The following is a 25,342-nucleotide window of genomic DNA, read 5'->3' as shown; positions in this document are numbered from 1 at the left end:
CGGCGCCGGGGCCACGCGGGGACGGCGTGCGCGGCCAGGAGCAGCAGGCCGAACAGGTTGAACATCCCGAGCACGACGACGGACGCCGAGTACGCGGCCCACCGCCGCCGCCCGTCCCGCTCCAGGACGAGGGACAGCAGCAGGGTGGACACGACGGCGGTCGCGGTGACCATCGCGTACGGGCGGGCGTCCTGGGCATAGCGCGTGAGGAAGGGCGAGCAGGCCGCCAGCAGCCCCGCCAGCAGGCCCAGCCGGGCCCCGGCGTACCGGCGGCCCAGCTCGGCGGTGCACCCGGCCGTGACCGCGCCCGCCAGCACCGACGGCATGCGCAGAGCCGCCTCCCCGGACCCGGCCGCTCCCACGACGAAGTGCAGCAGCAGGTAGTAGAGCCCGTGGACGGCGTCGATCTCGGGCAGCAGCCTGAGGATCTGGGAGAGGGAGCGCCGGGAGACCTCGGCGGTGACCGCCTCGTCCCGCCAGAAGGACGGCCCGGTGAGCCCCCACAGACCCGTGGCGAGCGCGGCCAGAGCGGGAATGAGCGACACCAGGCGGTTACGGGGCACCATGCTCACGGGACGAGGGACTACACATCGCAGGCATGTTACTACGATGGGTGAACATGGTCAGGGTTCGCGGGCTCCCGCAGGTACCTCTCTGGGCGCCGGTCTGCGGGCTGGTGCTCGGGTGGGCGGTCCTGGTGGTGCTGCGGCACAGCTGGGCCGGGGACATGCGGCTGCACCTGGGCACCCTGCACGGACTGCTGCGCGACCCGTGGAAGCCGGTGGACCCCCTGGTCGGCGAGGTGGAGGGCAGCCCCTACTACTCGCCGTACGCCGTGGTGCTCGCCGCATTCGCCTGGCTCACCGGCCTGCGCCCGCAGGCCGTCCTGGAACTGGCGGGCCTGGCCAACATCGCGCTGTGGCTCTGGGCCCTGATCCGCTTCTGCCGGGGGCTGGGCGGCCCCGCGACGGGGGCGCTGGCCGTCGTCTTCAGCCTGCTGCTGTGGGGCCTGCGCCCGCACGAGTGGAGCGGGTTCTTCGGGCTGTACTCCCTGTCCTGGACGATGGCCTATCCCAGCCTCACCGCCACGGCGCTCATGCTGCTGGCCTGGCGGGAGTACCTGGAGGCGCGCTGGGCGCCGCTCGCCCCGCTGCTGGCGCTGATCCTCCTCATCCACCCGTTCACCGCGCTGAACACCGTGCTCGGCCTGCTCGCCTTCGCGCTGGCCCGGCCCTCCCGGCTGCGGGACCGCTGGCAGTACGCGGCCGGGGCCGCCGCGATCGTCCTGGCGCTGGCCTGGCCCTGGTCGGACCTGGCCGCGCTGCCCGGCGCCACGGGCGGCCTGTCCTCGATCCACCGGGGACTGGTCCTGGACCTGGGCGGGGACTTCGGCCTCGGGCACTACGGGCTGGCGCTCGTCGGGCTTCCCGCGCTGGTCACGGGGGTGGACCGGAGGCCGCTGGGCCGCGAACTGATGCTGCTGTTCGTGCTGGCGGCCTCGGTGGTGGGCCTGGGCGCGGTCTTCGGCTCCTACGGGTTCGTCCGGGCGCTGCCGGTCGCTTTGCTGCCCCTGCACCTGGCTCTCGCCTCCTATCTGGGCACGGCCGGATGGAGCGCCCGGAAGGCCTGCTACGCGGGGGTGGCGGCCGTCGCGTGCGCCGCCGGCCTGTACGGCAACAGCGGCGGCCTGATCCGCGCCTGGTGGGGGCCGGTCTCCCCGCAGACGCTCCAGGCGTGGAAGGCCCGCGATCCGGGCACCGTCTACGCCCCGCTGGTGCGGAAGGTCAGGCCGGGCATGGTCGTGCTGGGTGACCGGACCTGGCCGGGCCGCCTGATCAACGGAAAGGGGGCCTACAGTGTCGTCCCCGCCTGGCCGTACCCCTTCGTGGACGAGGCCGCCAGGCGCCGCGACATGCGGCTCTTCTTCGCCCGGGGCACCACGGACGCCGAACGGAAGGCGATCATCGAGCGGTACCGGGTGGACTGCCTCATGATGACGGGGCGCAACCGCGTCCACCTTGACGGATTCCGGGTGAGGGCCCGCGCGGCGAAGGGCCGCGTGCTCCTTTCCTGCCGCTTATTCTTACCGCGATGTCTGCGAAATCCTCGGGGGCGGGAGCGGCTGCGCTCCTGTTGGTCTCCGCTTCGGTGGGGCTCGGCGCCTACGCCTGCCTGCTCGGCCCGTCCAACACGGTGCCCGAAAGCGGGGGAGGCTGGTCGCTGGAAGCCGATCCCAGCGCCCTGCTGATCGTCTGGCTGACCTTCTCCATGGTCGGCCTCGGCGCGCTGGGCGTGTGCCTGGGACTGCTCGCGCTGCGCTGGGGTTGGCGGCCGCCGGCCAAGACCCTGCTGTGGGGCGGGCTGACCGCCACGGCCGTGCTGGCGCTGGTGCCGCTGGGCGGCTCCACGGACGTGCAGAGCTACGCGCTCTACGGCCGGATGGGCGCGCTCGGCCTCGACCCCTACCAGACGGTCCCGCAGTCGCTGATCGACGCCGGGGACCCGGTGGCGGCGTACTCGCCGCAGACCTGGCGGGACACCCCCTCGGTCTACGGGCCGGTCGCCAACTGGGCGTTCGCCGCGGCCGCGGGCCTCGCGGGCGCGTCCATGTTCAAGATCGTGTTCCTGCTGAAGCTGACGGCGGGCGCGGCCTTCGCGCTGGTCGCGCTGGTACTGCACCGGATCGCCCGCGATCCCGTCCGGGCGCACCTGCTGTGGACGTGCAACCCGCTGATGCTCTGGGCGTGCGTCGCCGGAGGCCACGGGGACGTCTACGGGGCCGCCGTCGTGGTGCTGGCCTTCGCCGTCTTCCTGCGTCCGCCGAACGGCCCCGGCTGGGCGACCGCCCTGTACGCGGGCGCGCTGATCGGGATCGCGGGCGGGGTGAAGGCCCCGTTCTTCTTCGCCGGGCTCGGGCTGGCGTGGGCCGCCCGCCGCTCTTGGCCCGCGCTGGCCGGGCTGGCCGCGGGGGTGACCGTGACGGGGCTCGGCTCCTACGCGCTGGCCGGGCCCGCGGCGTTCGAGGTCCTCTTTGACAAGGCCGGGGACGTCGCTCCCACCAACCCGTGGCGCTACCTCCCGCGCTGGGGCGTCGAGACGACCCACGGGGAGATGGCCTCCTGGGGGTACGCGGCGGGAGCCGTCGTCCTGCTGGTGCTGCTGTGGCGGCTGACCCCCGCGGACGGGCGCGCCGAGTCGGCCGCCCGGGTGTCGTTCGCGGTCTGCGCGGCGCTGCTGCTGTTCTCCCCGGTGCAGCACCCCTGGTACGACGCGTTGATCTTCCCGCTGCTGGCGCTGATGCCGGCGACCCGGATCGACGGGCTGATCCAGTGGCGGCTGGCCGCGGGCACGCTCGGCTACCTGCCGGGGGTGCCACAGTTCACCGGGGGGCCCTGGCCCGACCCGATGCCCTTCATCCGGGACCCGGTGAACAACTGGTGGGTCTCCGCCGCGCTGGGGATCCTCGCGTTGCTGATCGTGCTGGCGCTGCTGCCGCCCCGCCGCGGGACCCCGGCGAAGAGGCCGGCGGAGTCCGAACGGGAGGCCCTGCAACCGGTCTGAGAGAAGGGACCGCGTTCACCACCCCCGCCCCCGACCGCGAAAAGAAATCGGGATTGGCCGAGGGATCCTGCCCTAAACTCGGGTGATCTCTCTTCGACCTTGTGAGAAGCCGCAATGATCAGTGTCGTCGTCCTCGCCCACGGAGCCGGAAATCATCTGGCCGAATGCCTGGAGTCGTTGGCCAGGCAGACTTTTTCGGATTTCGAGGCGGTCGTCGTGGGCGACGCCGCCCGCGACCGGACGGAACTGCCCGACTCCCGATTCCGATGGGTCAAGGGCGATTCGCTGAGCCGCGGCGCCGCCTGGGAACTCGGAATCGGAGAGGCCCGGGGCGACCATCTGATGTTCGTCGAGGGCGTCGACCGGATCCCCTCGAGGGCCCTGGACCTGTTGCACGACGCGCTCGCCGGCTCGCGGTCCGACTTCGCGGCCGGCAACGTGAGCGTGATCACGGAGTCGGGCGGCACCTGGCGCGCCTACACGCACAAGGAGGCCTTCGCCAAACGGCTGCGCCACACCCACATCAAGAAGCACCAGTCGCTCTTTCATGACAGATATGTGACGGGGAAGTTGTTCCGCCGTTCGTTCTGGGACGCGGCGGGCCTGAGTTTTCCGGACGGTTCCCGGCACGAGGATCTCGCCGTGGCGATTCCGGCGCATTTCCTGGCCTCCTCGGTGGAAGTCCTGCCGGAGATGACGCTCTACCGGCGCAGGGAGCTCTTCCCGCAGCCGACCACCGACGCGCGGGAGATCGCCGACGGCTTCGCGGCCGTGGAACGGGTCGAACGGCTCCTGGAAGGGCGCTGGCGCGCCTCGGCGCTGCGGAGGTTCCAGCTCACCGTGCTCGGCCGGGAGTTCCGGGTCTTCCTGGACGCGCTGCCGGACTGCGAGCCCGCCGAACGCGAACTGCTCATCGGCCTCGCCGCCGACTTCACCGAGCGGGTCGAACCCAAGCTGTTCCAGAGCCTGTCCGCGCTCAGCCGGCTCAAGTGGCACCTGGCGTCCCGGCGGCTCACCACCGAACTGGTCAAGGTCGTCCGGTACGAGCGGGGCAAGTCCACGCCGTCGATCGTGCGCAGCCCCCTCCGCCGGTACGTGGTGTACCCGTACTGGAAGGACGACAAGCTCGCCGTCCCCGAGAGCGTCTACCTGGCGCGGGACGAGCTGAAGATGCGCGGCAGGGTCCAGTCGGTGGAGTGGCGCGACGGGAAGCTCGTCGTCTCCGCCGAGGCCTACATCAACTCGGTCGGCATGCGGCGCAGGTGGACGTCCGTCAAGGGCGTGCAGCTGCGCCAGGGCGGCCGCCGGATCCTGCTCCCGGCCCGGAAGAAACTGGTGAAGAAGGCCTGGCGCGGGATGGAGTTCACCCTCAACCCCAGGCTGCTGCGCGGTCCCCGGGGCTGGAAGGACGGGGTCTGGGAGGTCGAGGCCGGGGTCTTCAACTCCGGGGTGTTCCGGCGGGGCAGGCTCCAGGCCGGGACGTCCGGCTCCGGAGCGCACCCGCCCTACGCCTACGTCGACGATGACGTCCGGATCGTCCCGGAGATCGTGGAGAAGGTCCTGCGGGTGCGGGTCGAGACCGTCCGGGCGCGGGTGACGGGGCTGCGCTGGCTCGGCGACACCCTGGAGATGACCGGGAAGGTCAGGTCGGGCACGCCCGAACGGCTGGTCTTCTCGCGGATGGACCAGGAGGTCTCCGTCCCGGTGACGGCCTCCGGGAACGGGTTCGCCGTCCGGCTGCCGCTGGCCGACCTGCCCGACGTCAGGGCCGACGAGAGCCGTCTGGACGACACCGTCGTGTGGCGCGCCTTCCTCGACGGCGTGCCCGTGGTGCTGGCCGACGAGGTCGAGCAGGCCCCGCACCTCGCCGGGGAGCGCGAGATCATCGCGGGCCGCAACCCGTCGGGGTACCTGCGGATGAGCCTGCGGACGGCGCGGTTCACCCTCCGGTCGGTGGAGCTGGGCGCGGACGGCGTCCTCGCGGTCGAGGGCACGCACCCGGTGAACGGCGGGACCGGCACGCTGGTGCTGAGCAGCCGGAACCGCAACCTGACCTACTCCTTCCCGCTGGAGGACGGGCGCGCGCGGCTGCCGCTGGCCGGAATGGACACCCTGGCCGGGACGCTGCCGCTGCGCCAGGGCAGGTGGGAGCTGCTGTACCGGGGGCAGGGCCGCCCGCTGGCCCTGCAGGTCGCGGAGGAGATCCGGCTTCCCAAGCCGGTCGAGGTGGCGCTGCGCACCTACTCGCTGGAGGAGCAGAACGGCAGGCTCGTCGTCTCGGTCGGCTCCGACCTGCGGCCCGAGGAGGTCAACTCCGGGTCCAAACTCCGGAAGGAGGCGCGGCTGAAGGTCAAGGAGACGGGGCTGCGGGACGCGGTGCTGTTCTCCTGCTTCAACGGCCGCCAGTACAGCGACAGCCCCCGCGCCATCCACGAGGAGCTGGTGCGCCGGGGCAGCCCCCTGGAGCAGCTGTGGGTGGTGGGCGACGGCCAGGTGGAGCTGCCGCCCACGGTCAAGCCGGTCCGGCTGAACGGCGCGGACTGGCACGAGGCGGTCGCCTCGTCCAGGTACATCGTCACCAACCACCGGCTCGGCGACTGGTTCCACCGCCACCCCGAGCAGTCCGTGCTGCAGACCTGGCACGGGACCCCGCTGAAGAAGATCGGGCGGGACGTCAAGGAGGTGCACTTCGCCTACTCGCCGGGCATGCAGAAGGCCATGGCGACGGCGGAGAAGGAACCGCGGCTCCCGGAATGGACGCATCTGGTGTCGCCCAACCCGTTCAGCACCCCCATCCTGACGCGGGCCTTCAAGTTCGAGGGCGAGCTGATCGAGGCCGGGTACCCGCGCAACGACCTGCTCTACTCGCCGGACGCCGGGCGCGTCGCCGAGCGGGTGCGCGAGCGGCTGGGCATCCCGCCGGGCAAGAGGGTCGTGCTGTACGCGCCGACCTGGCGGGACGACCAGTTCTACGGGGTGGGCCGGTACAAGTCGGACTGGCGGATCGACCTCGACTTGTTCGAGCGGGAGCTGGGGGCCGACCACGTGCTGGTGGCGCGGCTGCACCCGAACGTCGTCGACGGGGCGCCGGAGCGGCCGTTCGTCTACGACGCCTCGGCCTACCCGGACATCGGGGAGCTGTACCTGGCGGCGGACCTGATGGTCACCGACTACAGCTCGGTCATGTTCGACTTCGCGAACCTGCGCCGGCCGATGCTGTTCTTCACCTACGACCTGGCGCACTACCGGGACAAGCTGCGCGGCTTCTACTTCGACTTCGAGAAGGAGGCGCCGGGGCCGCTGCTGGAGACGTCCGAGGACCTCATCGAGGCGATCCGGAACGCCGGCGAGATCGGCGAGAAGTACTCCGCGGCCTACGACGCCTTCTACGAGCGGTTCTGCTCGCTGGACGACGGGTCCGCCGCGGCCCGCGTGGTCGACAGGGTCTTCGGGGCCTGAGCCCCCGCCGAGGGCGCTGGGGCGCCGTGACGCCCTCCTCGAACGTGTGAAGGGCCCGTGCCGAGCGGCACGGGCCCTTCAGCGTGTTTCGGGGGATCAGCCCTTGCAGGGCATGGGCTTGCCGAGGAACTGGGCCTTGGCGCGGCGGAAGTTGCAGCGGTAGCTGTCGTGGATCTTCCACGGGCCCATCGAGCCGACCTTCTTGACCTGCATGATGGCCTCGTCGTCCTGGCGCAGCGAACCCCAGGTGAGGTTGGCGCTGCCGGTCCAGGTCCACTTGCCGACGCTCTTGCCGATCCGGCCCTGCACCAGGACGTACTTGGAGTGCATCGGGTTGGGGCTGGAGTACAGGCCGAAGTCGTAGACCTTGATGCCCGCGGCGCGCAGGGCCACGACGACGGCGGTGCGGCTGGCGTCGCCGGGGTCGACGGTGACGATGACCTCGATCAGGCAGCCCTTGCGCTTGAGGTTGCCGAGGCTGCGCAGCAGCCAGTCGCGCTTGTCGTTGAAGGCGCCGGTCGCGATCCGGATCTGCGTGGTGCCCTTGCGGCCCTTGTAGGTGAAGGAGCAGTTCACCTTCCGCAGCATGTCGTCGATCGGGTCGCCCTCGGCCTTGGGGAAGAACTGGAGGGTCGCCTCGCGGCTGGAGACCTGGCCGCCGCGCTTCTTCCAGTAGTTCGGGATGGCCTTGCGGCTCCACAGGTCGTCGAAGTACTTGCGGTAGGCGTTGTAGGTGCCGGTGGCGCCGGCCAGGACGACCGCGTCGTTCCAGTCGGTGGTGGTGCCGCCGGTGGCGTTGAGGTTCTGCGAGGTCTGGACGACCACGTTCTTGGTGCCGCGGGTGTTGCTGAACAGCAGGAACTTGGTGTGGTTCAGCTTGCTCCCGATGCAGCCCCGGCCCTGGGGGCAGGTGGCGACCTTGCCGGGGCCCAGCGCCCACAGCACCCGCTCGTAACCGGTGGGCTGCCCTCCGCTGCGGTTGGTGGCGCCGGAGTCGGCGATGACCCGGACGTCGACCCCGCGCCGGTCGGCGGCGATGAGCTCGTCGGCGATGCCGTTGGCGTTGGTGAACCGGTAGACGCTCAACCGGATGCTGGAGCCCGCCCTGGCGCCCTTCACCAGGTTGTAGATCTTGTCCTCGATCCGCTTGGCGCCCTGTGGGTCCAGCGGGTTGTTGAAGACGATCTGGGACTTCACCTTCGCCGCTGACGCGCTCTGCGGGACGGCCGCGACCATCCCCAGCGCGCAGGCCATCGTCAGGACGACGGACCAGATCCGTCTTTGTCCCAGCACACGAACCCCCTGAGTAACACAAGACTGATGTGGGCAGGACATTACCGGATTTTGAATAAAAATTCGGAAGTTACGGACTGTCATGCTCCGAAACGAGACCGAACCGGTGAACGAGATCAAGATCGGAGAAGGGAACCGCAACGGTCTCCGGCCATGACGGAACCCCGTGCCGGTGCTCCGGCACGGGGTTCCACGGGGGTCAGGGGAGAAGGCGGAAGCCGAACTGGGAGCCGGAGAGACCGAAGTCCCGGGGCCCGTACGTCCTGGCTCCCCTGGTCGTGATCTTGCCGCCCTGGCGGGCCAGGACGTAGAGGCGGCCGCTCCTCCGGTCCTCGCCGGGGGAGCCGATGGCCAGTTCGGGGCGGCGGTCGCCGGTCAGGTCGAGCAGGCGGACGGACCAGCCGAACTTGTCGCCGCGTTCGGGACCGGCCTTGAGGCCCTTGTTCTTCTGGCTGAAGACCTGGGCGCGCTTGGTGGTGACGCCGCTCTTGTGGCCGTGGAGCAGGACCACGCGGCCCGCCCCCGCGGCACCCCGGTAGGGGGCGCCGATGGCCAGGTCGTCTTTGCCGTCGCGGTCGACGTCCGCGACGGCGATGGAGTTGCTCGTGCTGGTGATGGGGGCACCGGAGACGCTGCCCGCCACCGACCTGGGCTTGGTCAGCCCGGACGAGCGGCCCAGGCGGACACTGACGTCGTTCCCGTTCGCGGTGGCCAGGTCGTCGCGGCCGTCACCGTTGAAGTCGCCCACGGCGGCCGTCTCGATCGGGCCGAGCCAGGGGACGGAGACGGGGGCGGAGAGGCCCGAGGCAGAGCCCTTCAGCAGTCGGCTGAAGGTGCCCTTGCCCGCGCCCAGGATCAGATCGTTCCTGCCGTCGCCGGTGAAGTCGCCGACGGCGGGGACGAGTTCATCGGGTATGAACTCGTCGTCGACGATGACCGATCCGGTGCGTGAGGTGGGTTTCTTTCCCTTGTCGATCTTGGAGAAGATCCAGTACCGGTTGCGGACGGTCGCCACGAGGTCGGCGCGGCCGTCCCGGTCGAAGTCCCCGACGGCCAGCCTGTTGCCCCAGGCGAAGGCCGTGGTCTCGGTCCTGAGGAAGGCGGCACGGGCGGACAGCCCCTTCTTGGACCCGTAGACGATCGTGACGCCGTCCTCGTCTGGCCCGGTGATGGCGAGGTCGGCGTAGCCGTCGCGGTCGAAGTCCGCCGATGCCGTCGAGAACCCGAACCCGTCACCGTGCTCGGCGACGGAGGAGACTCCGGCGGAATCGCGGGTGATGACCTGCTTGCGGCCCGTCTTGCCGTAGAGGATCGCGACGAGGCCCTCTCCCACAGCCCCCCGTTTCACCGACGTGGGGCCGTTGACGACCAGGTCTGTCCGCCCGTCGCCGTTGAAGTCGTGCGGTCTGGCCGGAGCCTTCGCCGAGGCGGGGGCGGGCAGGGCGAGCGTGGTCGCCGCGAGGGCGGCGACCGGTAGGAGGACCGAGGTGAGCTTCATGGAAATCTTTCGGGTCAGGGAAGCAGGAGGGCGCCGAGGCGGGTGCCGCCGAGACCGAAGTCCTTGGGCTTGTACTGCTTCGCGCCGACGGTGGTGATGCGGCCCTTCTTGCCGGCCAGGACGTAGAGGCGGCCCGTCGTCCTGTTCTCGCCGGAGGAGCCGATGACGAGGTCGAGGCGGCGGTCGCCGGTGAGGTCGACGAGCCGGACGGCCGAACCGAATTGGTCGCCGGATTCGGCGCTGGCCTTGAGGCCCTTGTTCTTCTGGCTGAAGACCTGGGCGCGCTTGGTGGTGACGCCGTTCTTGTGGCCGTAGAGCACGACGACCTGGCCGGACTGCTTGGCGCCCGCGCTGGACGCGCCGATGGCCAGGTCGTCCTTGCCGTCGCGGTTGATGTCCCCGACGGCGAGGGAGGTGCCGAGGGTGTGCCGTTGGCCGGTGAGGGGGATGCCGGGGCTCCGGCCGTTGAGGGTCTTGGTCTTGGCGAAGCCCGAAGGGCGGCCCATGCGGATCTGGACCGAGCCCCAGTAGGAGCTGACGAGGTCGTCGCGGCCGTCGCCGTCGAGGTCGCCCACGGCCAGCTTCTGTATGCCGGTGAGCCCGGAGACGGGGACGGGGGCGGTGAGGCCCGCGGCGGAGTTCTTCAGCAGGCGTGCCTGCGTGTTGTGGTCGTTGCCCAGGACCAGGTCGTCCCTGCCGTCGCCGGTGAAGTCGCCGGCGGCGGGGAAGAGCCGGTTGGGCCGGTAGTTCGTGTCATTGGCCCTGTCGACGACGTCGCCGGTGCGTGAGGTGGGTTTCTTTCCCTTGTCGACCTTGGAGAAGATCCAGTACCGGTTGCGGACGGTCGCCACGAGGTCGGCGCGGCCGTCCCGGTCGAAGTCCCCGACGGCCAGGGCGCTGTAGGGCGGCTCCGGTTGCGGAGAAGGCGTCGGGAGGAACGCGACCCGCTTGGAGAGGCCCTTCTTGGATCCGTAGACGATCGTGACGCCGTCTTCTTCCGGTCCGGTGACGGCGAGGTCGGCGTAGCCGTCGCGGTCGAAGTCGGCCGAGGCGGTGAACTCGCCGAAACCGTCACCGTGGTCGATGGAGGACACTCCGGCGGAATCGCGGGTGATGACCTGCTTGCGGCCCGTCTTGCCGTAGGCGATCGCGACGATGCCGGGCCCGATCTGCCCGCGCTTCACCGACGTGGGTCCGTTGACGACCAGGTCGGTCCGGCCGTCGCCGTTGAAGTCGTGCGGTTTGGCGGGGGCCTTGGCGGATGCGGGGGCGGCGGGGAGCACGGCCAGCGCCGTGAGGGTGACGCCGGTGAGCGCGAGAGAGAAGATCTTCACGGAGATCCTTCCGGTTCAGGGGAACAGGTGGGAGCCGAGATGGCGTCCCTTGAGGCCGAAGGATCCGGCGCTGTACTGGCGGACGCCCTTGGCGGAGACCGCGCGGTTGCGGTTGGTCAGGACGTAGAGGCGGCCCGCGCCCTTGTTCTCGCCGGAGGAGCCGATGACGAGGTCGGGGCGGCGGTCGCCGGCCACGTCGAGGAGGCGGACGGCGGAGCCGAAGGCGTCGCCCTTCTCGGCGCCGGCCTTGAGCCCCTTGGTCCCCTGGTGGAGGATCCGCGCCTTCTTCGTCGTAGGGCCGCTCGCGCTCCCGTAGATCAGGACGACCTGGCCGGACTTCCGGGGGCCGGACCCGGGGAAGCCGACGGCCAGGTCGTCCCTGCCGTCGCGGTTCACGTCGGCGGCGGCCAGCGGGGCGGGATCGCCGGAGGAGATCTTCTTCACGAGCTTCGGACCGCCCAGGCCCGACCCGGTGCCCTGCCGGACATAGATCTTGCTGGCGCGTCGGGTGACGAGGTCGTCCCGGCCGTCGCCGTTGAAGTCGCCGACGACCGCGGCCCGGACCTGGCGGAGTTCGGGGACGGCGACGGGAGCGGTGAGGCCGGAGGCGGACCCCTTCACCAGGCGGGTGAAGTTCGGGTTCATGCTGGAGGCGAGGAAGAGGTCGTCCTTGCCGTCACCGGTGAAGTCGCCGACGAACGGCCGCAGGTCGTTGAGCTCGATCTCGTAGGACTTGAAGGCGAAACGGGCCGGCTTCGCGACGTCCGTGCCCTTGTCGACCCGGGAGAAGACCCAGTACTTGGTCGTGCTGGTCAGCACCAGGTCGGGGCGGCCGTCCCGGTCGAAGTCCCCGACGGCCAGGCGGCGGTGCAGCGGCCCGCGCCTCTCGTCGGTCTCCAGGAAAGCGACCCGCTTGGACAGGCCCTTGGCGGAGCCGTAGACGATGGTGGCGCCGTGTTCGTTGGGCCCGGTGACGGCGAGGTCTGCGTAGCCGTCGCGGTCGAAGTCCGCAGACGCCGTCGCCTCCCCGAACCCCACTCCGTGCTCGGGTATGGAACCCATGCCGGGGGAGTGCTGGGTGAGGACCTGCTTGCGGTTCGTTCCACCGTAGAGGAGAGCGACGACCCCGGTGTCGTGATGGCCTCGCTGGTCCAGTTCGGGAGCGTTGATCACCAGGTCGGTGCGGCCGTCGCCGTCGAAGTCGTGCGGCTTGGCGGGGCCTTTGGCGGAGGCGGGGGAGGAGAGGGCGCCCAGCGCGGTGGCGGTGAGGGCTGCGGTGAGAAGAAAGGGGGTGGGTCTCACGACTACGAACCCTTCTTTCGGTCGGGTAATGCGTGAGATGTTCCGACCGAAAGAAGGGTTCGCGGTATTTATGAAATTTTCTCAGATATAGCGGTCTCGCCGGATTTGGCGGTGGCCGTCACCGGGCCGGCTTGGGGAGCTGCTCGCCCAGGAACACCCGGCGGACGACCCGCTCGGCGGCGTTCCCGTCCTCCCAGGAGCAGAACCGGGCGCGGAAGGCGGTGCGGTCCTTGACCGCGGTGTCGTTCCAGGCCCGGCCGGAGGCGAAGGCGTCGACCAGCTCGTCCTCGGTGAAGGCGATGACCCCCGGAGGCTGCTGGGTGAGGTCGAAGTTCACGCCGCGGGTGAGCTTGTAGGTGTCCCAGTCGTTGGCGTAGATCACGATCGGCCGGTCCTCCAGGACCGCGTAGTCGAACATGATCGACGAGTAGTCCGTGAGCAGCGCGTCCGAGGCGATCGCCAGGTCCTCGACGATCGGGTAGGACGAGACGTCGATGATCCTGTCCTCGGGCAGGCCCATGGACTTCGGACGGTAGAAGTAGTGGGCGCGCAGCAGCAGCACGAAGTCGTCGCCGAGGGCCTCGGTGAACCTCCGCAGGTCGAACTGCGGGGAGAACCGCTTCATGTAGTCGCGGTGCGTCGGGGTGTAGAGGATCGCCTTCTTGCCCTCGGGGATGCCCAGCTGCTCGCGCAGGGCGGCCCGCTCGGCGTCGGTGGCCCGCACCAGCCGGTCGTTGCGCGGGTAGCCGGTCTCCAGCAGCTCATACGAGCAGGGGAAGCCGCGGTCCCATGCCTCGCTGGACAGCGGGTTGGAGGAGACCAGGAAGTCCCAGCGGTCGGCCCGGTCGATGAGCTCGCGGAAGTCCATGTCGTTGGCGCCGACCGGGAACTCCATCTGGTCCAGGCCCATCTTCTTCAGCGGGGTGCCGTGCTGGGTCTGGACGTGGACCTGGCCCTTGCGCTTGACCGGGTCGTCGGTGAAGTTGACGTTGTTGACGAAGTACTTGGCGCGGGCCATCAGCCGGGAGTGCTCGCGGGTGCCGGCCACCACGTAGGGCACGCCCTCGGGCATCTTGGCGGCGTTGCCCCTCTTGACCACCCACACGCCCTTGACCTTCGGCGCGAGCTCCTTCTGGCTCTCGTAGATCGCGGCCGGGTTGCAGGCGTAGCCGCGGTACCAGTAGGCCGCGTAGACGGCGAGGTTCTCGTCGACGGGCAGGCGCAGCTGGGTGCGGTAGTACAGGCCGTTCGCCTTGCCCTTGGCGAAGCGCACGGTCTTCCTGACCTTGCCCCGGTACTTGCGGACGCGCTTCTTGGCCGAGATGCGGCGCTCGTTGAGCTTCTTGGAGGTCTCGAAGGCCCGGAAGTTGTTCTTCTCGATCAGCCGGTACTTGGCCGCGAGCTGGACGTCCTCGGGCAGGGTGTGATCGGCCGGGCGGAACGTCCGGTAGATGCGGGACATCTCCGAGAAGAAGCGCTCCCGGTCCTCCGGCAGCACCCGGTCGCCGCGGCCCAGGATCACCAGCAGGTGCCAGATGGTCCGGTCGAACATCAGCGGGCGGTACTGGTCGGTCTCGGGGTGCTGGGCCATGAAGGCGAAGATGCGCTCGTACTGCTTGAACGCGTCGAAGTGCTTCTTGCCGCCGGTGCGGGTGATCGCGCCGCGCCGCCGCTGCCGGTAGATGTAGACGACCTGGTCGAGCAGGGAGAGCTTCTCGGCCGCCATGAGGATCGGGTACGTGACGTTGATGTCCTCGTAGTACCCGCCGCTGAACTTCAGGCCGAGCTCGACCAGGAACTCCCGGCGGATCGCCTTGTTCCAGGCGGTCATCATCAGCTGGAGCACGCTCGGCCGGTCGCGCAGCGCGAAGGTGTCGGGCGCCGGAGGCTCGCGGAAGAGCTTGTTGATGACGCTGCGCTGGACCTTGCCGTGCCAGTAGGAACGGGCGTAGTCGAAGATCAGGACGTCCGGCTTCGTCTCCTGCAGCCGTTCGTAGACCGAGAGCATCGAGCCCTCGGCGGTGTAGTCGTCGCTGTCGAAGAACCAGACGTACTCGCCCGTGGCCAGTGACAGGCCCACGTTGCGGGCCTCGCCGAGGCCGACGTTCTCCTCCAGGTGCACGACCCGCACCCGCGGGTCGCGCAGGGCGTACTCGTCGAGGATCGCCCCGCATCCGTCGGGTGACTTGTCGTCGATGGCGATCACTTCGAGGCCAGGGCACCCCGGTTCCAGGATCGAGTCGAGGCACTGGCGAAGGTAACCCTGGACGCCGTGCACAGGCACGATGACACTCAGGAACACACTGCTCATTCCAGAAGAATCCGTTTCAAGCATGGGTGGCTTATCGGGCCGCGCGCCCGCTGCGAGTCTATCGACGCCCGGATCGTGAACCGGGACTTCGATCATGATTTGAGCATTGGAAGACTCTACAGAATTCGCCAACGTGTGAAGGACCGTTCATGCGCCCGTCGCCACCTGCGACCCGCGTGAGGCGGGTCACTTCCCGGCCGGAAGCCGTGATTCGCGGAAGAGCCAGTCGACTTTCGGCTCCACCGCCCACCGGGTGAGCCGGATGACGGGCTGAGTGCAGAGTACCGTTCCGACGATCAGAGCGCAGGCAATCATGCCTGACATGCCCCAGATGTTCTGCAACCACGCCAGGTGGTCCCACTCCTGGAACTGCACGAACTTGATCAGGAAACCGTGCAGAAGGTACGTGTAGATCGTGGCCGACCCCAGTCGGGTGAACCAGGTGTGGCGGCGCGGGACGAGGGCCAGGAAGGCGAAGAGCAGCACGCAGGCCGCGACCATCAGGGCGAGGCGCATCACGGTGCCGGTCAGGGCGTCGACGCCCAGGTCCTTGTGCGAGTCCCACCAGTACAGCCAGCGGTAGTTCATCCGGTCCTTGGCCCACCAGGCCACCAGGAAGCCGCCGATGAGGATCAGCGTGCCGGCGAGCCGCGACCGGGGGCCGCGCACCAGGTCGAAGTGCTCGGGGCGCAGGCACAGGCCCAGCACGTAGAAGGGGGCGAGACCGAGGACCTTGTGCATGTCGAGGTGGCTGGACAGCGGGGCGGTGTAGCCCAGCAGCGAGACCGCCACGGCCACCGCCAGCGGCCAGCGGACCTGCTGCCAGAACGGGGTCGACAACCGCCACAGGAACAGCGCCAGCATGAACCAGGTCAGGTAGATCGGGTCCAGGAGGCTGATCGTCAGGATCTTCTTGTCGTTGAAGTGCCACTCGAAGAGCGAGTACGCGATCTCGAAGACCACGTACGGCGCGGCCACCCCGGCGATCAGCTTGCGGGTCTTGCCCTCGGCCTTGCCGAAGCCCTTGGAGAAGTAGCCGGTGACCACCACGAACAGCGGCATGTGGAAGGCGTAGATGAAGGTGTAGAGCGCCTCCGCCACGGGCACCGTGTTCCGCAGCCCGGCGATGGTGTGCCCGACCACGACCAGCAGGATCGCCAGGAACTTGGCGTTGTCGAAGAACGGGTCGCGGGTCCTTGGGGCCGGAGGCGGCGGCTGCGTCTGCGTCTGCGGGGGGACGAGGGGTGTGAGCTGCTGGGTCACCGATGATCCAAGAGAGCGGGGACGGCTGGGAGGGGGGTTGGAGCAATGTACCGCTCCCCGGCGCGGGATGCGCCGTCCGTTCACCAGACCGTTTTATTACCGATCGCCGGATCAGACGGTCTTGCAGATGTTGTCGGTGGCCTTGACCTCGCCGTCCATCTTCTTGGGGATGCTGCTCTTGAACTGGCCGGTCCAGTTCGGGCCGAGGACGAGGTCGACGACTCCGGCGGTGGTGGTCGTGGAGGGCACGACCTTGGCGCCGGGGATCAGGGTGGCCAGGGTGGTGGCGGCGTCCTCCGCGCCCTCCCCGTAGCGGATCAGGGTGGAGGCCGGGTTCTTCCTGGGGTTGCCGACCGACAGCACCTGGTAGCCCTTGGCGGTGAGCGCCTCGCCGACCCGGGACGCCGCGCCGTCGAGGCCGCTGCCGTTGAGCACCCGCACGCTGATCTCGGCCGGCGGGACGTTCGTGACCTTCTTCTTGGTCGGGTCCTCGATCTCGGTGTCGTTGGCGATCTGGGCGAAGAACTCGCCGGCCTCCGGCTGGCGCAGCGCGACCCGGTTGGGGTCGGGCGCGTAGGCGGTGTAGGGCGCGGTGATGAACCGGATCTTGCTCGGGGTGATGCCCTTCAGCTTGGAGGCGAGGTCGGTCATCTTGTTGAGGGTGAAGTCCTCGTCCACGGTGACGGTCTTGGTGAGCGAGCGGAGCAGCGCGTTCACCGTCGCCGGGTTGCTCAGCACGTCCTGGCTCAGCGCCTTCTTGGCCAGTGAGCCGAGGAACTGCTGCTGGCGCTTGACGCGGTTGAGGTCCGAGCCGTCCTTGAAGCCGTACCGGGCGCGCACATAGGCCAGCGCCTGCTCGCCCCTGACGTTGTGCGTGCCCTTCTTGAGGTTCAGCCCGCTCTTGGGATCGTTGACGTCCTCCTGCAGGCAGATCTTGACGCCGCCGACCGCGTTGACCACGCCCTTGAAGCCGTTGAAGTCCACGACCACCGCGTGGTCGATGTGGATGTTGGTGGCCTGCTGGACGGTCCTCCAGGTGCACATCATGCCGCCGGTGGTGAACGCGGAGTTGATCATGTCGGTCCGCAGAGAGGACTTGGTGCCGTCCGGCTGGGTGCAGGCGGGGATGTCGACCATGAGGTCGCGCGGGAAGCTGATGCCGACGGCCTGCTCGCCGCCCGGAGACAGGTGGAGCAGGATCGTGGTGTCCGCGCGGGGCGTCTCATCGGCCAGGCTGCGGCCGTACTTGGCGTTGCCGCCCTGCCGGCTGTCGGAGCCCAGCAGCAGGATGTTGACCGCCTCGTTGAGCTTGGGCACCTGCGCGAGGAGGTCCGGGTCGGTGGGAACCCGTGCGATGCCGCTGTCGAGGTAGCGCGCGTAGCCGTAGGCGGAGATGCTGCCGACGACCAGTACTCCCGAGAGGGCGACCGATGTCCAGCCGAGCAGTTTCCAGTTCCGGGAGAGGTTCTTGCCTCCCGGGGCCTGGGGCTCGGCTCGCTGCGTCTCGTCGACATAGTCGAGATAGAGGGGGCTGTTCATCGCTCCACGAGAGTAGGTCAGAGGAGTCGTCGTACGGGGGCGTACGGCGCTTCCAGTCCGGCTGTCGCAGTCACATGCTCCGTTTCGATCCGCCTTCGGATCAGATCATCATCGAGGTTGCGACAAAGTATGACTGATCCACCGGCGCGGAGGGGGGCGAGAAGCCCGGCGACGAGTGCGGTGGAGGTGGTGTACTCCACCACCGTGAGAGTCCGGTCCTCTGTCGTCAGTTCGTGTTCTTCGAGGAATTCCTGGGTTTCACGGTCGATTTGTGCTCTGCTGAGTGTGGTGTTGCTCACACTCAGCACCTGTTCGGAAGAGGAGGCCGGAGAGTGCCCGGTGAAGCGGTCCCCGTAGCTGCGGACCTCGACCGCGTAGTCGGTGACCCACGCCGGGGCGTCCGGAAGCGGTGCGCCGAACGCGTCCAGGGAGAGCCCGAGCACCTCGTCCGCCCAGTCCGGAGCGTTTCCGGGCGTGTCGGTGGCCCAGATCCCCTCGTCGGCCGCCGAGCCCAGCTCCTCGCGAGGCCCGATCACCACCCGCTGGCCGGTGTTCCACGCCGCGAACAGCAGGACGGCCGTCTGCCAGTGCGCGGGGAGGTCCAGGACGACGGTCCCGCCGGGCCGGACGTCCAGCCCCTCCACCAGCAGATTGCTCGTCTTGGCGACCCAGTTGTCGAAGGTGCGGCGGGAGAACTCCAGCCGCTCTCCGACCGCGTCGTCGTAGAAGGTCACCAGCGGTCTCTGCGCCGCCGCGCGCGTCAACTCCATGGAGGGAGGCTACCGATCCTTCTCCTCGCAGGGCTTTCACGTCTTCTCCATGAGCGACCGATAGCCTGCTGCACCGTATGAACAGACCAGCGGCGTCCTCCCTCCTGCTGGCGCGTCTCTCCCTCGCGCCCGCCCTGCTCGTCGTCTCCTGGCTGCTGGTCAGCCTGCCCCTGCTGCTGGCGGGGTCCTACACCATCGGGCCCGCCCTGGCATTGTTCGTGCCGGTCGCCGTCGCGGTGGTGGCGGTCGGGTGCCGGGGCGCGGTGCGCGCCTCGGCGCCGCCCGCGCCCGGCCGGTACCTGACCTGGTGGCCCGCCGCCGGGGTGCTCCTGGTGAGCGCGGCCTTCCTGCTGCTGCAGCTGAAGTTCAACTCCGAGCAGATCATCGTGCGGCGGGACCCCGCGACCTACGCGCAGTTCGCGGCCTGGCTGAACGAGCACGGCCGCCTGCCGATCTCGCCGTCGCTGTGGGCCTTCGGCGGCGACGACCCCGTCCTGAGGTTCGACAGCCCGGGCTTCTACGAGCGGGACGGGGAGATCGTCCCGCAGTTCCTGGCCGGGCTGCCGCTGCTGCTGGCGCTGGGCGGCTGGATCGGCGGGACGCCGGTGCTGCTGGCGATGTCGCCGCTGCTGGGCGCGGGCGCGGTGCTGTCGTTCGGCGGTCTCACCGCCCGCCTCGTCGGGCCGCTGTGGGCGCCGGTCGGGGCGCTGGCCTTCGCGGCGTGCTGGCCGCTGATGTTCGTCTCCCGCTCCACCTACAGCGAGTCCGCCGCGCTGGTGCTGCTGCTGGGCGGGCTGTGCCTCATGCACGACGTGCGCGACCTGAAGGAGGGGCGCCTCCGCGCCTTCCTGGCCGGGCTCTGCCTCGGCCTGGTGGTCCTGGTGCGCGTCGACGGGCTGCGGGACGTCCTGCCGGTCCTGGTCTTCGCGGGCGCGCTGTTCGCCCGGCGGCGGCCCACCGGGATCCCGCTGGCGGCCGGACTGCTGGTCGGCGCGGCCGGAGGGCTCGTCGAGGGCTTCCTGCTGTCGCGTCCCTACCTCGACTACATCGGCGGATCGCTCAGGCCGCTGCTCATGCTGGCCGCCGCGGCGGTCGTGGGCACGCTCGTCATGGTCGGAGCCTGGCGGCTCCGCCCCGAATGGTTCAGCCGGACGGGCGATCTGGTGGCGCGGGGCAGGCTGCCCGACGCGGCGGCCGTCCTCACCGTGCTGCTCGTACTGGCCTTCTCGGTCCGGCCGTACGTCCAGACGGTGCGGCGGATCCCGTCGAACGCCGAGGACGCGTTCAACTCCGGGTACATCGAGCACATCCAGCGCAGCACCGGGCTCCCCGTCGACGGCGCCCGGCAGTACACCGAGCTGGCCCTGCACTGGGTCGTCTGGTACGTCGGGCTGCCCGCGCTCATCCTCGCCACGTTCGGCGCCGCGATCCTGATCCGGCGGATGCTGCGCCGCGAGTCGCCCGCCTGGGTACTGCCGTTCTCGATCATCGCGCTGACGACGGTGGCGACCCTGCTGCGGCCCGGCATCACCCCCGACCACCCGTGGGCGTCGCGGCGGCTGGTCGCCGTCGTGATCCCCGGCGTGCTGATCCTGGCGGTGTGGATGCTGGCCTGGGCCACCCGCCGGTTCCGCCGGCTCGGCTACGGGCGGGTCGCCACCTTCGTCCTGGCCTTCGCCGGGTCACTGGTGCTGCTCGTCCCGATCGGGGCGTCCTCCGCCGGCCTGGTCTTCAAGCCGGTCGACCAGGGCGAGCTCAGAGCCGTCGACAGGCTGTGCGGCGAGCTGAGACAGGGCACGACCGTCCTCATCGTGGAGAGGGTGACCGCCGACCGGTTCTCGCCCGTCGTGCGCAACATGTGCGGCCTGCCGACGGCCCGCGTGGACGGCGCGGGCGTCGAGGACGTGAAGCGCGTCGCCGACCGCGTCATCAAGGAGACGGGACGCCGGCCGGTGGTCCTCGGCGCGACCTCCGCGGACGTCGCCCCCTACGGGCAGGGACGCAGGGCGGTGGACCTCAGGACCCGCCAGGACGGCCACGCGCTGCGGGACCGTCCGAAGCACACCTGGTCGCTGGACGTCGAGGTCTGGCTGGCGGAGTACACCCCGCCGCTGGGATGAGGCCGCTCAGGCGGTCTTCTTGCAGATGTTGTCGCTGGCCTTGATCTCGCCGTCCACCTTCGGGATCGACGTGGTGCCGTTCCCGCCGAGACCGGTGTAGTCGGCGCCGAGGTAGAGGTAGACGACACCGGCCTGCCCGTCGGCCGCGGCCTCCGTGGTCGCGCCGGGCACCAGCTTGGCCACCTGCGCGGCGGCGTCCTCGCCGCCGGGGCCGTAGGCGACGGTGGTCTTCTCCAGGGAGCCGTTCTTGTAGACGCCGGTGGAGCCGAGGGCCGCCAGGTACTTCTTGGCCGCCAGGTCGGCGACGGCGCGTCCGGCGAGGCCCTGCTGGTTGGTGCCGTTGTAGACCTTCACCGTGACGGTGGAGGGGTCGACCTTCTTCGCCGGGGTGCTGACGGGCTGGGTGTCGGCCGCCGTCTTCTTCTCCGTCTTGGGGAGGGTGTTGTCCTTGCGGATCGAGGCGAAGAGCTTCTGCGCCTCCTCCTGCTTCCACAGGACCCGCCCGCTCAGGCTGGGGTTGGCGGAGACCTCCGCGGGCGTCGGGTAGTACCAGGGCACCGTGACGAACTTGATGCTCTTGGTGTCGATGTCCTTGACCTTGGTGGCGAGGGAGAGGATCTCGGTGGAGTTGAAGCCCTTGTCCGTCTTCAGGGACTTGGTGGCGGCGTTGACGAACTTCAGCAGCTTCCCCGGGTCGGTCATGACGCCCTTGCTGGTGGCCTTCTGGATGACCGCGCTCATGAACTGCTGCTGGCGCTGGATCCGGCCGAGGTCGGAGCCGTCGCCCAGGGAGTAGCGGGTGCGGACCCAGCCCAGGGCCTGCTCGCCGTTGAGGGTCTGCAGCCCCGCCTTGGGGATGACCAGCTTGGCCTTGCGGTCGGTGAAGGCCTTGGGGGAGCAGACCTGGACGCCGCCGAGCGCGTTCACGATGCCCTTGAACCCGCTGAAGTCGACCTTCACGAAGTGGTCGATGCGGATCTGGGTGAGGGTCTCGATGGTGTTCCAGGTGCAGTAGGGGCCGCCGTTGGCGAAGGCGGCGTTGATCATGCCGTGCTGCGCCGGGATGACCTGGCCGGACGCGCTCTTGCACTGGGGGAGGCTGACCCAGGAGTCGCGCGGGAAGCTGATGCCGATGGCCTTCTCGCCGCCCGCGGAGATGTGCAGCAGGATCGTGGTGTCGGACCGTTCCCCGTCGACCCTGCCGTACTTGGCGTTGCTCCCGGTGCGGATGTCGGAGCCCATGATGAGGATGTTCACCGAACTGTTGAGCTTGTCGGGCCGGTCCTTGTCCTTGGCGAGGTTGCCGTGCTCGTCGCCGAGCTGCTCGATGTTGCCCGACACCAGCTTGTAGTAGAAGCCGTAGGCGGTCAGGCTGCCCAGCACCAGCAGTGAGGCCAGCGTGATGGAGACCCACTGGGCGATCTTCCAGCCGGAGCCGCGGACCACCGGGATCTCGTGACCTGTGATCTCGGGCCGTTCCAGGTATTCCAAGTCGTAGTCGACTCCGCTGCGCATGACCCCGTGATCTCCCTGAGTGCGCCAAGGTTCGCAGCAGTATTGCGTAAGTCACGTGTCTTGTCCTAATCATTCGAATTAGGTGTGAGGGAATCGCGTCACCGGTCGAGGAGGCCGCTACCCTTGGCCAACGTGGATTCCGAGCAGCCGTCCCCGCACGTCACCATCGTCCTGCCCTGCTACAACGAGCAGGACCACGTGATCGACGAGGTCGAGCGCATCTCCAAGGCCATGGACGCCAGCGGCCTGACCTACGAGCTGCTGGCCTACGACGACTGCTCCACGGACGACACGCTCCAGCGGCTGCGTGACGCCGAGCCGCTCTACCCGGCCCTGAAGGTCGTCTCCTTCCACCACAACAGCGGCTCGGGCACGATCCGCCGCATCGGCAGCCAGCAGGCGCGCGGCGACGTCGTGGTGTGGACCGACGCGGACATGACGTACCCGAACGAGCGCATCCCCGAGCTGGTGCGGATCCTGGACTCCGACCCCTCCGTCGACCAGGTGGTGGGGGCCCGGCTCACCGAGGAGGGCAGCCACAAGGTCCTGCGGGTGCCGGCCAAATGGGCGATCCGCAAGATAGCCGAGCGGCTGTCGGGCTCGAAGATCCCCGACCTGAACTCGGGGCTGCGGGCGTTCCGCAAGGACGTCGCCCGTCCCTACCTGCGGCTGCTTCCCCCCGGCTTCTCCTGCGTCACCACGATCACGCTGGCGTTCCTGTGCAACCAGCACCCGGTGATGTACCTGCCGATCGACTACTTCAAGCGGGCCGGGAAGTCGAAGTTCCACTTCACCAAGGACGCCTACCGCTACATCCTGCAGGTGCTGCGGATGGTCATGTACTTCAACCCGCTCAAGGTGCTGATGCCGCTCGCGCTGTGGCTGCTGGGCCTGGCCGTGCTGAAGGGCGTCGTCGACCAGTTCCGGCACAACCTCCTGTACTTCTCCAACAACACGATGCTCATGTTCATGAGCGGGCTGCTCATCGCGTCGCTGGCGCTGCTGGCGGACCTCATCGTGCGCTCCCGAGGCGACGAGTGAGGATCGCGCTGGTCGGCCCCGCCTTCCCCTACAAGGGGGGCGGGGCGCAGCACACGACGGAACTGGCCCACCGGCTCCGCGCGGCGGGGCACGAGGTGGTGCTGGAGTCGTGGAAGGAGCAGTACCCGAAGTTCCTGTACCCGGGGCAGCAGACGATCGACGTGCCCGAGGGGGAGGTGTTCCCCGGGACGCGCCGGGAGCTGTCATGGCGGCGTCCGGACGGGTGGTACCGGACGGGAAGGCGGCTGCGCTCCTGCGACCTCGTGGTGTTCGCGGTGCTGTCGTCCGTCCAGGTGCCGGCCTATCTGGGGCTGCTGCGCGGGATCGGAGGCCGGGCCAGGACCGTCGCCCTGTGCCACAACGTCCTGCCGCACGAGCCGAAGCCCTACGACCGGCCGCTGATGCGGGCGCTGCTCAAGCGGGTGGACGGGGTGCTGGTGCACTCGGAGCAGCAGGCGGAGCTCGCCCGGCTCCTGGGCGGGGCCCCGGTCGCGGTGGCCGACCTGCCCGCGCATCTCCCCGTGACGCGGCGGGCGGAGGCGCCTTCGCCGGAGGGGGTGCGCGGACGCCTGCTGTTCTTCGGGATCGTCCGCCCCTACAAGGGCCTGGACGTCCTGCTCCGCGCGCTGCCCGAAGGCGTGGGCCTGACCGTGGCGGGGGAGTTCTGGGGCGGCCTGGACGAGACCCGCGCGCTGATCGGGGAACTGGGACTGGCGGAGCGGGTGGAGCTCCTCCCCGGCTACGTCCCGGCCGAGCGGATCGGCGGGCTGTTCGCCGCCTGCGACGCCCTCGTGCTGCCCTACCGCTCGGCGACCGCGTCGCAGAACGTCCTCATGGCCTTCGAGCACGGCGTCCCGGTGATCGCCACCCGGGTCGGGAGCTTCCCGTCCCAGCTGCGCGAGGGAGTGGACGGGCTGCTGGCCGACCCCGGCGACGTCACGTCGCTGCGCGAGGCGATCACGGCCTTCTACCGGGACCCCGGGAGGCTGCGCGCCGAGGTGCGCAGCCCCGACCACGGGCCGGTGTGGGAGGCCTACCTGCGGGCCCTCAAAGGTGCGGGTCGATGACCTGGAGGATGGCGCGCTTGGGCTTGGCGCCCACGATCTGGGTGACGACCTCGCCGTCCTTGTAGAGGTTGAGGGTGGGGGCGCCCATGATGCCGTAGGCCCTGGCCGTCTCGGGGCTCTCGTCCAGGTCCACCTTGGCGATGCGCAGTCTGCCCTCGTACTCGGCGGCTATCTGGTCGAGGACCGGGGCGACCATCCGGCAGGGGCCGCACCAGGTGGCCCAGAAGTCGACCAGGACCGGGAGGTCGGACTTCAGGACCTCCTCCTCGAAGGTCGCGTCGGTCACGGGGAACGGTGCGCTCACGGGGACTCCTCCAACGGGCGTTGATCGTCATCGGGGACAAGCCGCTCATTGCCCGTTTCATTCCCACTTATAGGTGGTTTCGAGAGATTTCCGATTCCTGCCCACAGGAGGTCGGCGACGGTGAGCACCGCCCGCGAGGCCAGCGCGACGAGCAGCGCCTCGGCCTGGGAGAGCACCGGCGAGAGCGCCAGCACCAGCGCGGCCTCCCGCGCGCCCAGCCCGCCGGGGGCGAGGATGACGAGGAAGCCGACCACATAAGCCAGGGCGTAGGCGCCGCAGGCGAGCGCGGGGGAACCGGTCGGCAGCAGCAGCCAGGTGTGCAGTCCGAAACAGGCCCAACCCAGCAGCGTCCACAGGACGGCCGTGCTCATCTGGACGAACCCCATGGTCCCGGCCAGAGGCGGCCGACGGATCAGCCGCAGCGCGAGGTTCAGCGCCCAGGTGACGATCCGCGGGTGCAGGCAGGCCAGCATCACCGGGGCGAGCGCCAGCGCCCACCAGTAGTCGCGGGCGGCGTCCCCCGAGGTCAGCGGGAGGGTGAGCGCGGCGGTGACGCACCCCGTCGCGACCGTCGTCGCCATCGCCAGGAGCGTCGCGCTGCCCGACGCGACCCGGGCGACCCCGTACGGGCGGGCGAGCTCCACCTGGCCCAGCAGCGCCCACACCGACCCGGGGACGTACTTGCCGAGCTGGCCGAGGAACATGATCCTGGTGGTGGCCGGTACCGGCAGGGGGGCGCCGAACCCGGCCAGCAGCGTCCGCCAGCCCAGCATCCAGCAGCCCAGCCCCGCCATGCCCGCCAGCAGCGCCCCGCCGAGCTGGGGGAACGACAGCCGGGAGACCGCCTCCGCGAAGGCGCCCCACTGCGTCACCACGCCGTACGCGCAGAACCCCAGGGCGACGAGCACGAAGAGCAGGCGGGTCCAGCGTGAGGTCACCGGGACAGACTACGCGGGCGGGGGCCA

The 25,342-nt window shown here is 69.7% G+C and carries 18 protein-coding genes; 6 read left to right on the top strand and 12 right to left on the bottom strand.

The annotated features are described in order from the left end of the window. Window positions 1-566: glycosyltransferase family 39 protein (locus tag ABD327_RS27120; RefSeq protein WP_344454212.1), on the bottom strand; the 566-nt coding region annotated here is incomplete at its 3' end. 53 nt (window positions 567-619) lie between these two features. Between ABD327_RS27120 and ABD327_RS27115 the strand changes: the two genes are divergently transcribed. The 3 genes from ABD327_RS27115 to ABD327_RS27105 all read left to right on the top strand — a co-directional run bounded on the left by ABD327_RS27115 (window position 620) and on the right by ABD327_RS27105 (window position 7,020). Next, a complete protein-coding gene (locus ABD327_RS27115; RefSeq protein ID WP_344454170.1) occupies window positions 620-2,248 on the top strand; it encodes a hypothetical protein in 1,629 nt (542 codons plus the stop codon). Next, window positions 2,134-3,561 carry an MptA/MptB family glycosyltransferase gene (locus ABD327_RS27110; RefSeq protein ID WP_344454168.1) on the top strand — a complete coding sequence of 476 codons (1,428 nt, stop codon included), beginning with the start codon at window positions 2,134-2,136 and terminating at the stop codon, window positions 3,559-3,561. Before ABD327_RS27115 ends, ABD327_RS27110 begins: the two co-directional genes overlap by 115 nt. Window positions 3,562-3,675: 114 nt before the next feature. Then, a complete protein-coding gene (locus tag ABD327_RS27105; protein ID WP_344454165.1) occupies window positions 3,676-7,020 on the top strand; it encodes a CDP-glycerol glycerophosphotransferase family protein in 3,345 nt (1,114 codons plus the stop codon). Between the two features lie 96 nt (window positions 7,021-7,116). Here ABD327_RS27105 and ABD327_RS27100 read toward each other — a convergent pair whose 3' ends face one another. The 8 genes from ABD327_RS27100 to ABD327_RS27065 all read right to left on the bottom strand — a co-directional run bounded on the left by ABD327_RS27100 (window position 7,117) and on the right by ABD327_RS27065 (window position 18,330). Further along, window positions 7,117-8,313 carry a phospholipase D-like domain-containing protein gene (locus ABD327_RS27100; RefSeq protein WP_344454163.1) on the bottom strand — a complete coding sequence of 399 codons (1,197 nt, stop codon included), beginning with the start codon at window positions 8,311-8,313 and terminating at the stop codon, window positions 7,117-7,119. Window positions 8,314-8,512: 199 nt separating this feature from the next. Beyond that, a complete protein-coding gene (locus tag ABD327_RS27095; protein ID WP_344454160.1) occupies window positions 8,513-9,811 on the bottom strand; it encodes an FG-GAP-like repeat-containing protein in 1,299 nt (432 codons plus the stop codon). Window positions 9,812-9,825: 14 nt separating this feature from the next. After that, window positions 9,826-11,145: an FG-GAP and VCBS repeat-containing protein gene (locus ABD327_RS27090; protein ID WP_344454158.1), complete on the bottom strand. Its 1,320-nt coding sequence runs from the start codon at window positions 11,143-11,145 to the stop codon at window positions 9,826-9,828. Window positions 11,146-11,160: 15 nt separating this feature from the next. Then, a complete protein-coding gene (locus tag ABD327_RS27085; RefSeq protein WP_344454156.1) occupies window positions 11,161-12,447 on the bottom strand; it encodes an FG-GAP-like repeat-containing protein in 1,287 nt (428 codons plus the stop codon). A 118-nt stretch (window positions 12,448-12,565) separates the two neighbouring features. Next, entirely contained in the window at window positions 12,566-14,758 is a 2,193-nt protein-coding gene (locus ABD327_RS27080) for a bifunctional glycosyltransferase/CDP-glycerol:glycerophosphate glycerophosphotransferase (RefSeq protein ID WP_344454154.1), read from the bottom strand. Window positions 14,759-14,944: 186 nt separating this feature from the next. Beyond that, a complete protein-coding gene (locus ABD327_RS27075; RefSeq protein ID WP_344454152.1) occupies window positions 14,945-16,021 on the bottom strand; it encodes an acyltransferase family protein in 1,077 nt (358 codons plus the stop codon). Window positions 16,022-16,132: 111 nt separating this feature from the next. After that, on the bottom strand, window positions 16,133-17,560 hold the full coding sequence (locus tag ABD327_RS27070) for an LCP family protein (RefSeq protein ID WP_344454149.1): 1,428 nt from the start codon (window positions 17,558-17,560) through the stop codon (window positions 16,133-16,135). A 17-nt stretch (window positions 17,561-17,577) separates the two neighbouring features. Continuing rightward, window positions 17,578-18,330, bottom strand: coding sequence for a TIGR03089 family protein (locus tag ABD327_RS27065; protein WP_344454147.1), 753 nt, complete (start codon window positions 18,328-18,330; stop codon window positions 17,578-17,580). Window positions 18,331-18,407: 77 nt separating this feature from the next. Here ABD327_RS27065 and ABD327_RS27060 point away from each other — a divergent pair, with 77 nt between their 5' ends. Continuing rightward, window positions 18,408-20,450: a hypothetical protein gene (locus ABD327_RS27060; protein WP_344454145.1), complete on the top strand. Its 2,043-nt coding sequence runs from the start codon at window positions 18,408-18,410 to the stop codon at window positions 20,448-20,450. Between the two features lie 6 nt (window positions 20,451-20,456). Here the strand turns inward: ABD327_RS27060 and ABD327_RS27055 are convergent, their stop codons facing one another. Then, window positions 20,457-21,965, bottom strand: a complete 1,509-nt coding sequence (locus tag ABD327_RS27055) for an LCP family protein (protein WP_344454143.1) — start codon at window positions 21,963-21,965, stop codon at window positions 20,457-20,459. A 123-nt stretch (window positions 21,966-22,088) separates the two neighbouring features. On the opposite strand from ABD327_RS27055, the gene ABD327_RS27050 reads away from it, so the two are divergent. Beyond that, window positions 22,089-23,006 carry a glycosyltransferase family 2 protein gene (locus ABD327_RS27050; protein ID WP_344454141.1) on the top strand — a complete coding sequence of 306 codons (918 nt, stop codon included), beginning with the start codon at window positions 22,089-22,091 and terminating at the stop codon, window positions 23,004-23,006. Further along, window positions 23,003-24,073 (top strand): glycosyltransferase family 4 protein, encoded by a 1,071-nt coding sequence (locus ABD327_RS27045; RefSeq protein ID WP_344454139.1) that lies wholly within the window; start codon window positions 23,003-23,005, stop codon window positions 24,071-24,073. Before ABD327_RS27050 ends, ABD327_RS27045 begins: the two co-directional genes overlap by 4 nt. On the opposite strand, the gene trxA is transcribed toward ABD327_RS27045, so the two are convergent. Next, complete coding sequence (trxA, locus tag ABD327_RS27040) at window positions 24,054-24,377, bottom strand: thioredoxin (protein WP_344454137.1); 324 nt, start codon at window positions 24,375-24,377, stop codon at window positions 24,054-24,056. The genes ABD327_RS27045 and trxA overlap by 20 nt on opposite strands. Then, window positions 24,374-25,315 (bottom strand): lysylphosphatidylglycerol synthase transmembrane domain-containing protein, encoded by a 942-nt coding sequence (locus ABD327_RS27035; RefSeq protein ID WP_344454135.1) that lies wholly within the window; start codon window positions 25,313-25,315, stop codon window positions 24,374-24,376. Before ABD327_RS27035 ends, trxA begins: the two co-directional genes overlap by 4 nt. Window positions 25,316-25,342 lie beyond the last annotated feature (27 nt).

This window comes from Actinocorallia aurantiaca (genome assembly GCF_039533685.1).
Classification (GTDB): Bacteria; Actinomycetota; Actinomycetes; order Streptosporangiales; family Streptosporangiaceae; genus Actinocorallia; species Actinocorallia aurantiaca.
Note: the sequence above shows the minus strand (reverse complement) of the source record. Positions and strands in the feature narration are given on the sequence as shown.

Excerpts from the sequence above, each read along its gene's own strand:
- ABD327_RS27055 (WP_344454143.1), bottom strand. The coding sequence starts at position 21,965 with ATGCGCAGCGGAGTCGACTACGACTTGGAATACCTGGAACGGCCCGAG.
- ABD327_RS27080 (WP_344454154.1), bottom strand. The coding sequence starts at position 14,758 with ATGAGCAGTGTGTTCCTGAGTGTCATCGTGCCTGTGCACGGCGTCCAG.
- ABD327_RS27105 (WP_344454165.1), top strand. The coding sequence starts at position 3,676 with ATGATCAGTGTCGTCGTCCTCGCCCACGGAGCCGGAAATCATCTGGCC.
- ABD327_RS27065 (WP_344454147.1), bottom strand. The coding sequence starts at position 18,330 with ATGGAGTTGACGCGCGCGGCGGCGCAGAGACCGCTGGTGACCTTCTAC.
- ABD327_RS27070 (WP_344454149.1), bottom strand. The coding sequence starts at position 17,560 with ATGAACAGCCCCCTCTATCTCGACTATGTCGACGAGACGCAGCGAGCC.
- ABD327_RS27095 (WP_344454160.1), bottom strand. The coding sequence starts at position 9,811 with ATGAAGCTCACCTCGGTCCTCCTACCGGTCGCCGCCCTCGCGGCGACC.
- ABD327_RS27115 (WP_344454170.1), top strand. The coding sequence starts at position 620 with ATGGTCAGGGTTCGCGGGCTCCCGCAGGTACCTCTCTGGGCGCCGGTC.
- ABD327_RS27060 (WP_344454145.1), top strand. The coding sequence starts at position 18,408 with ATGAACAGACCAGCGGCGTCCTCCCTCCTGCTGGCGCGTCTCTCCCTC.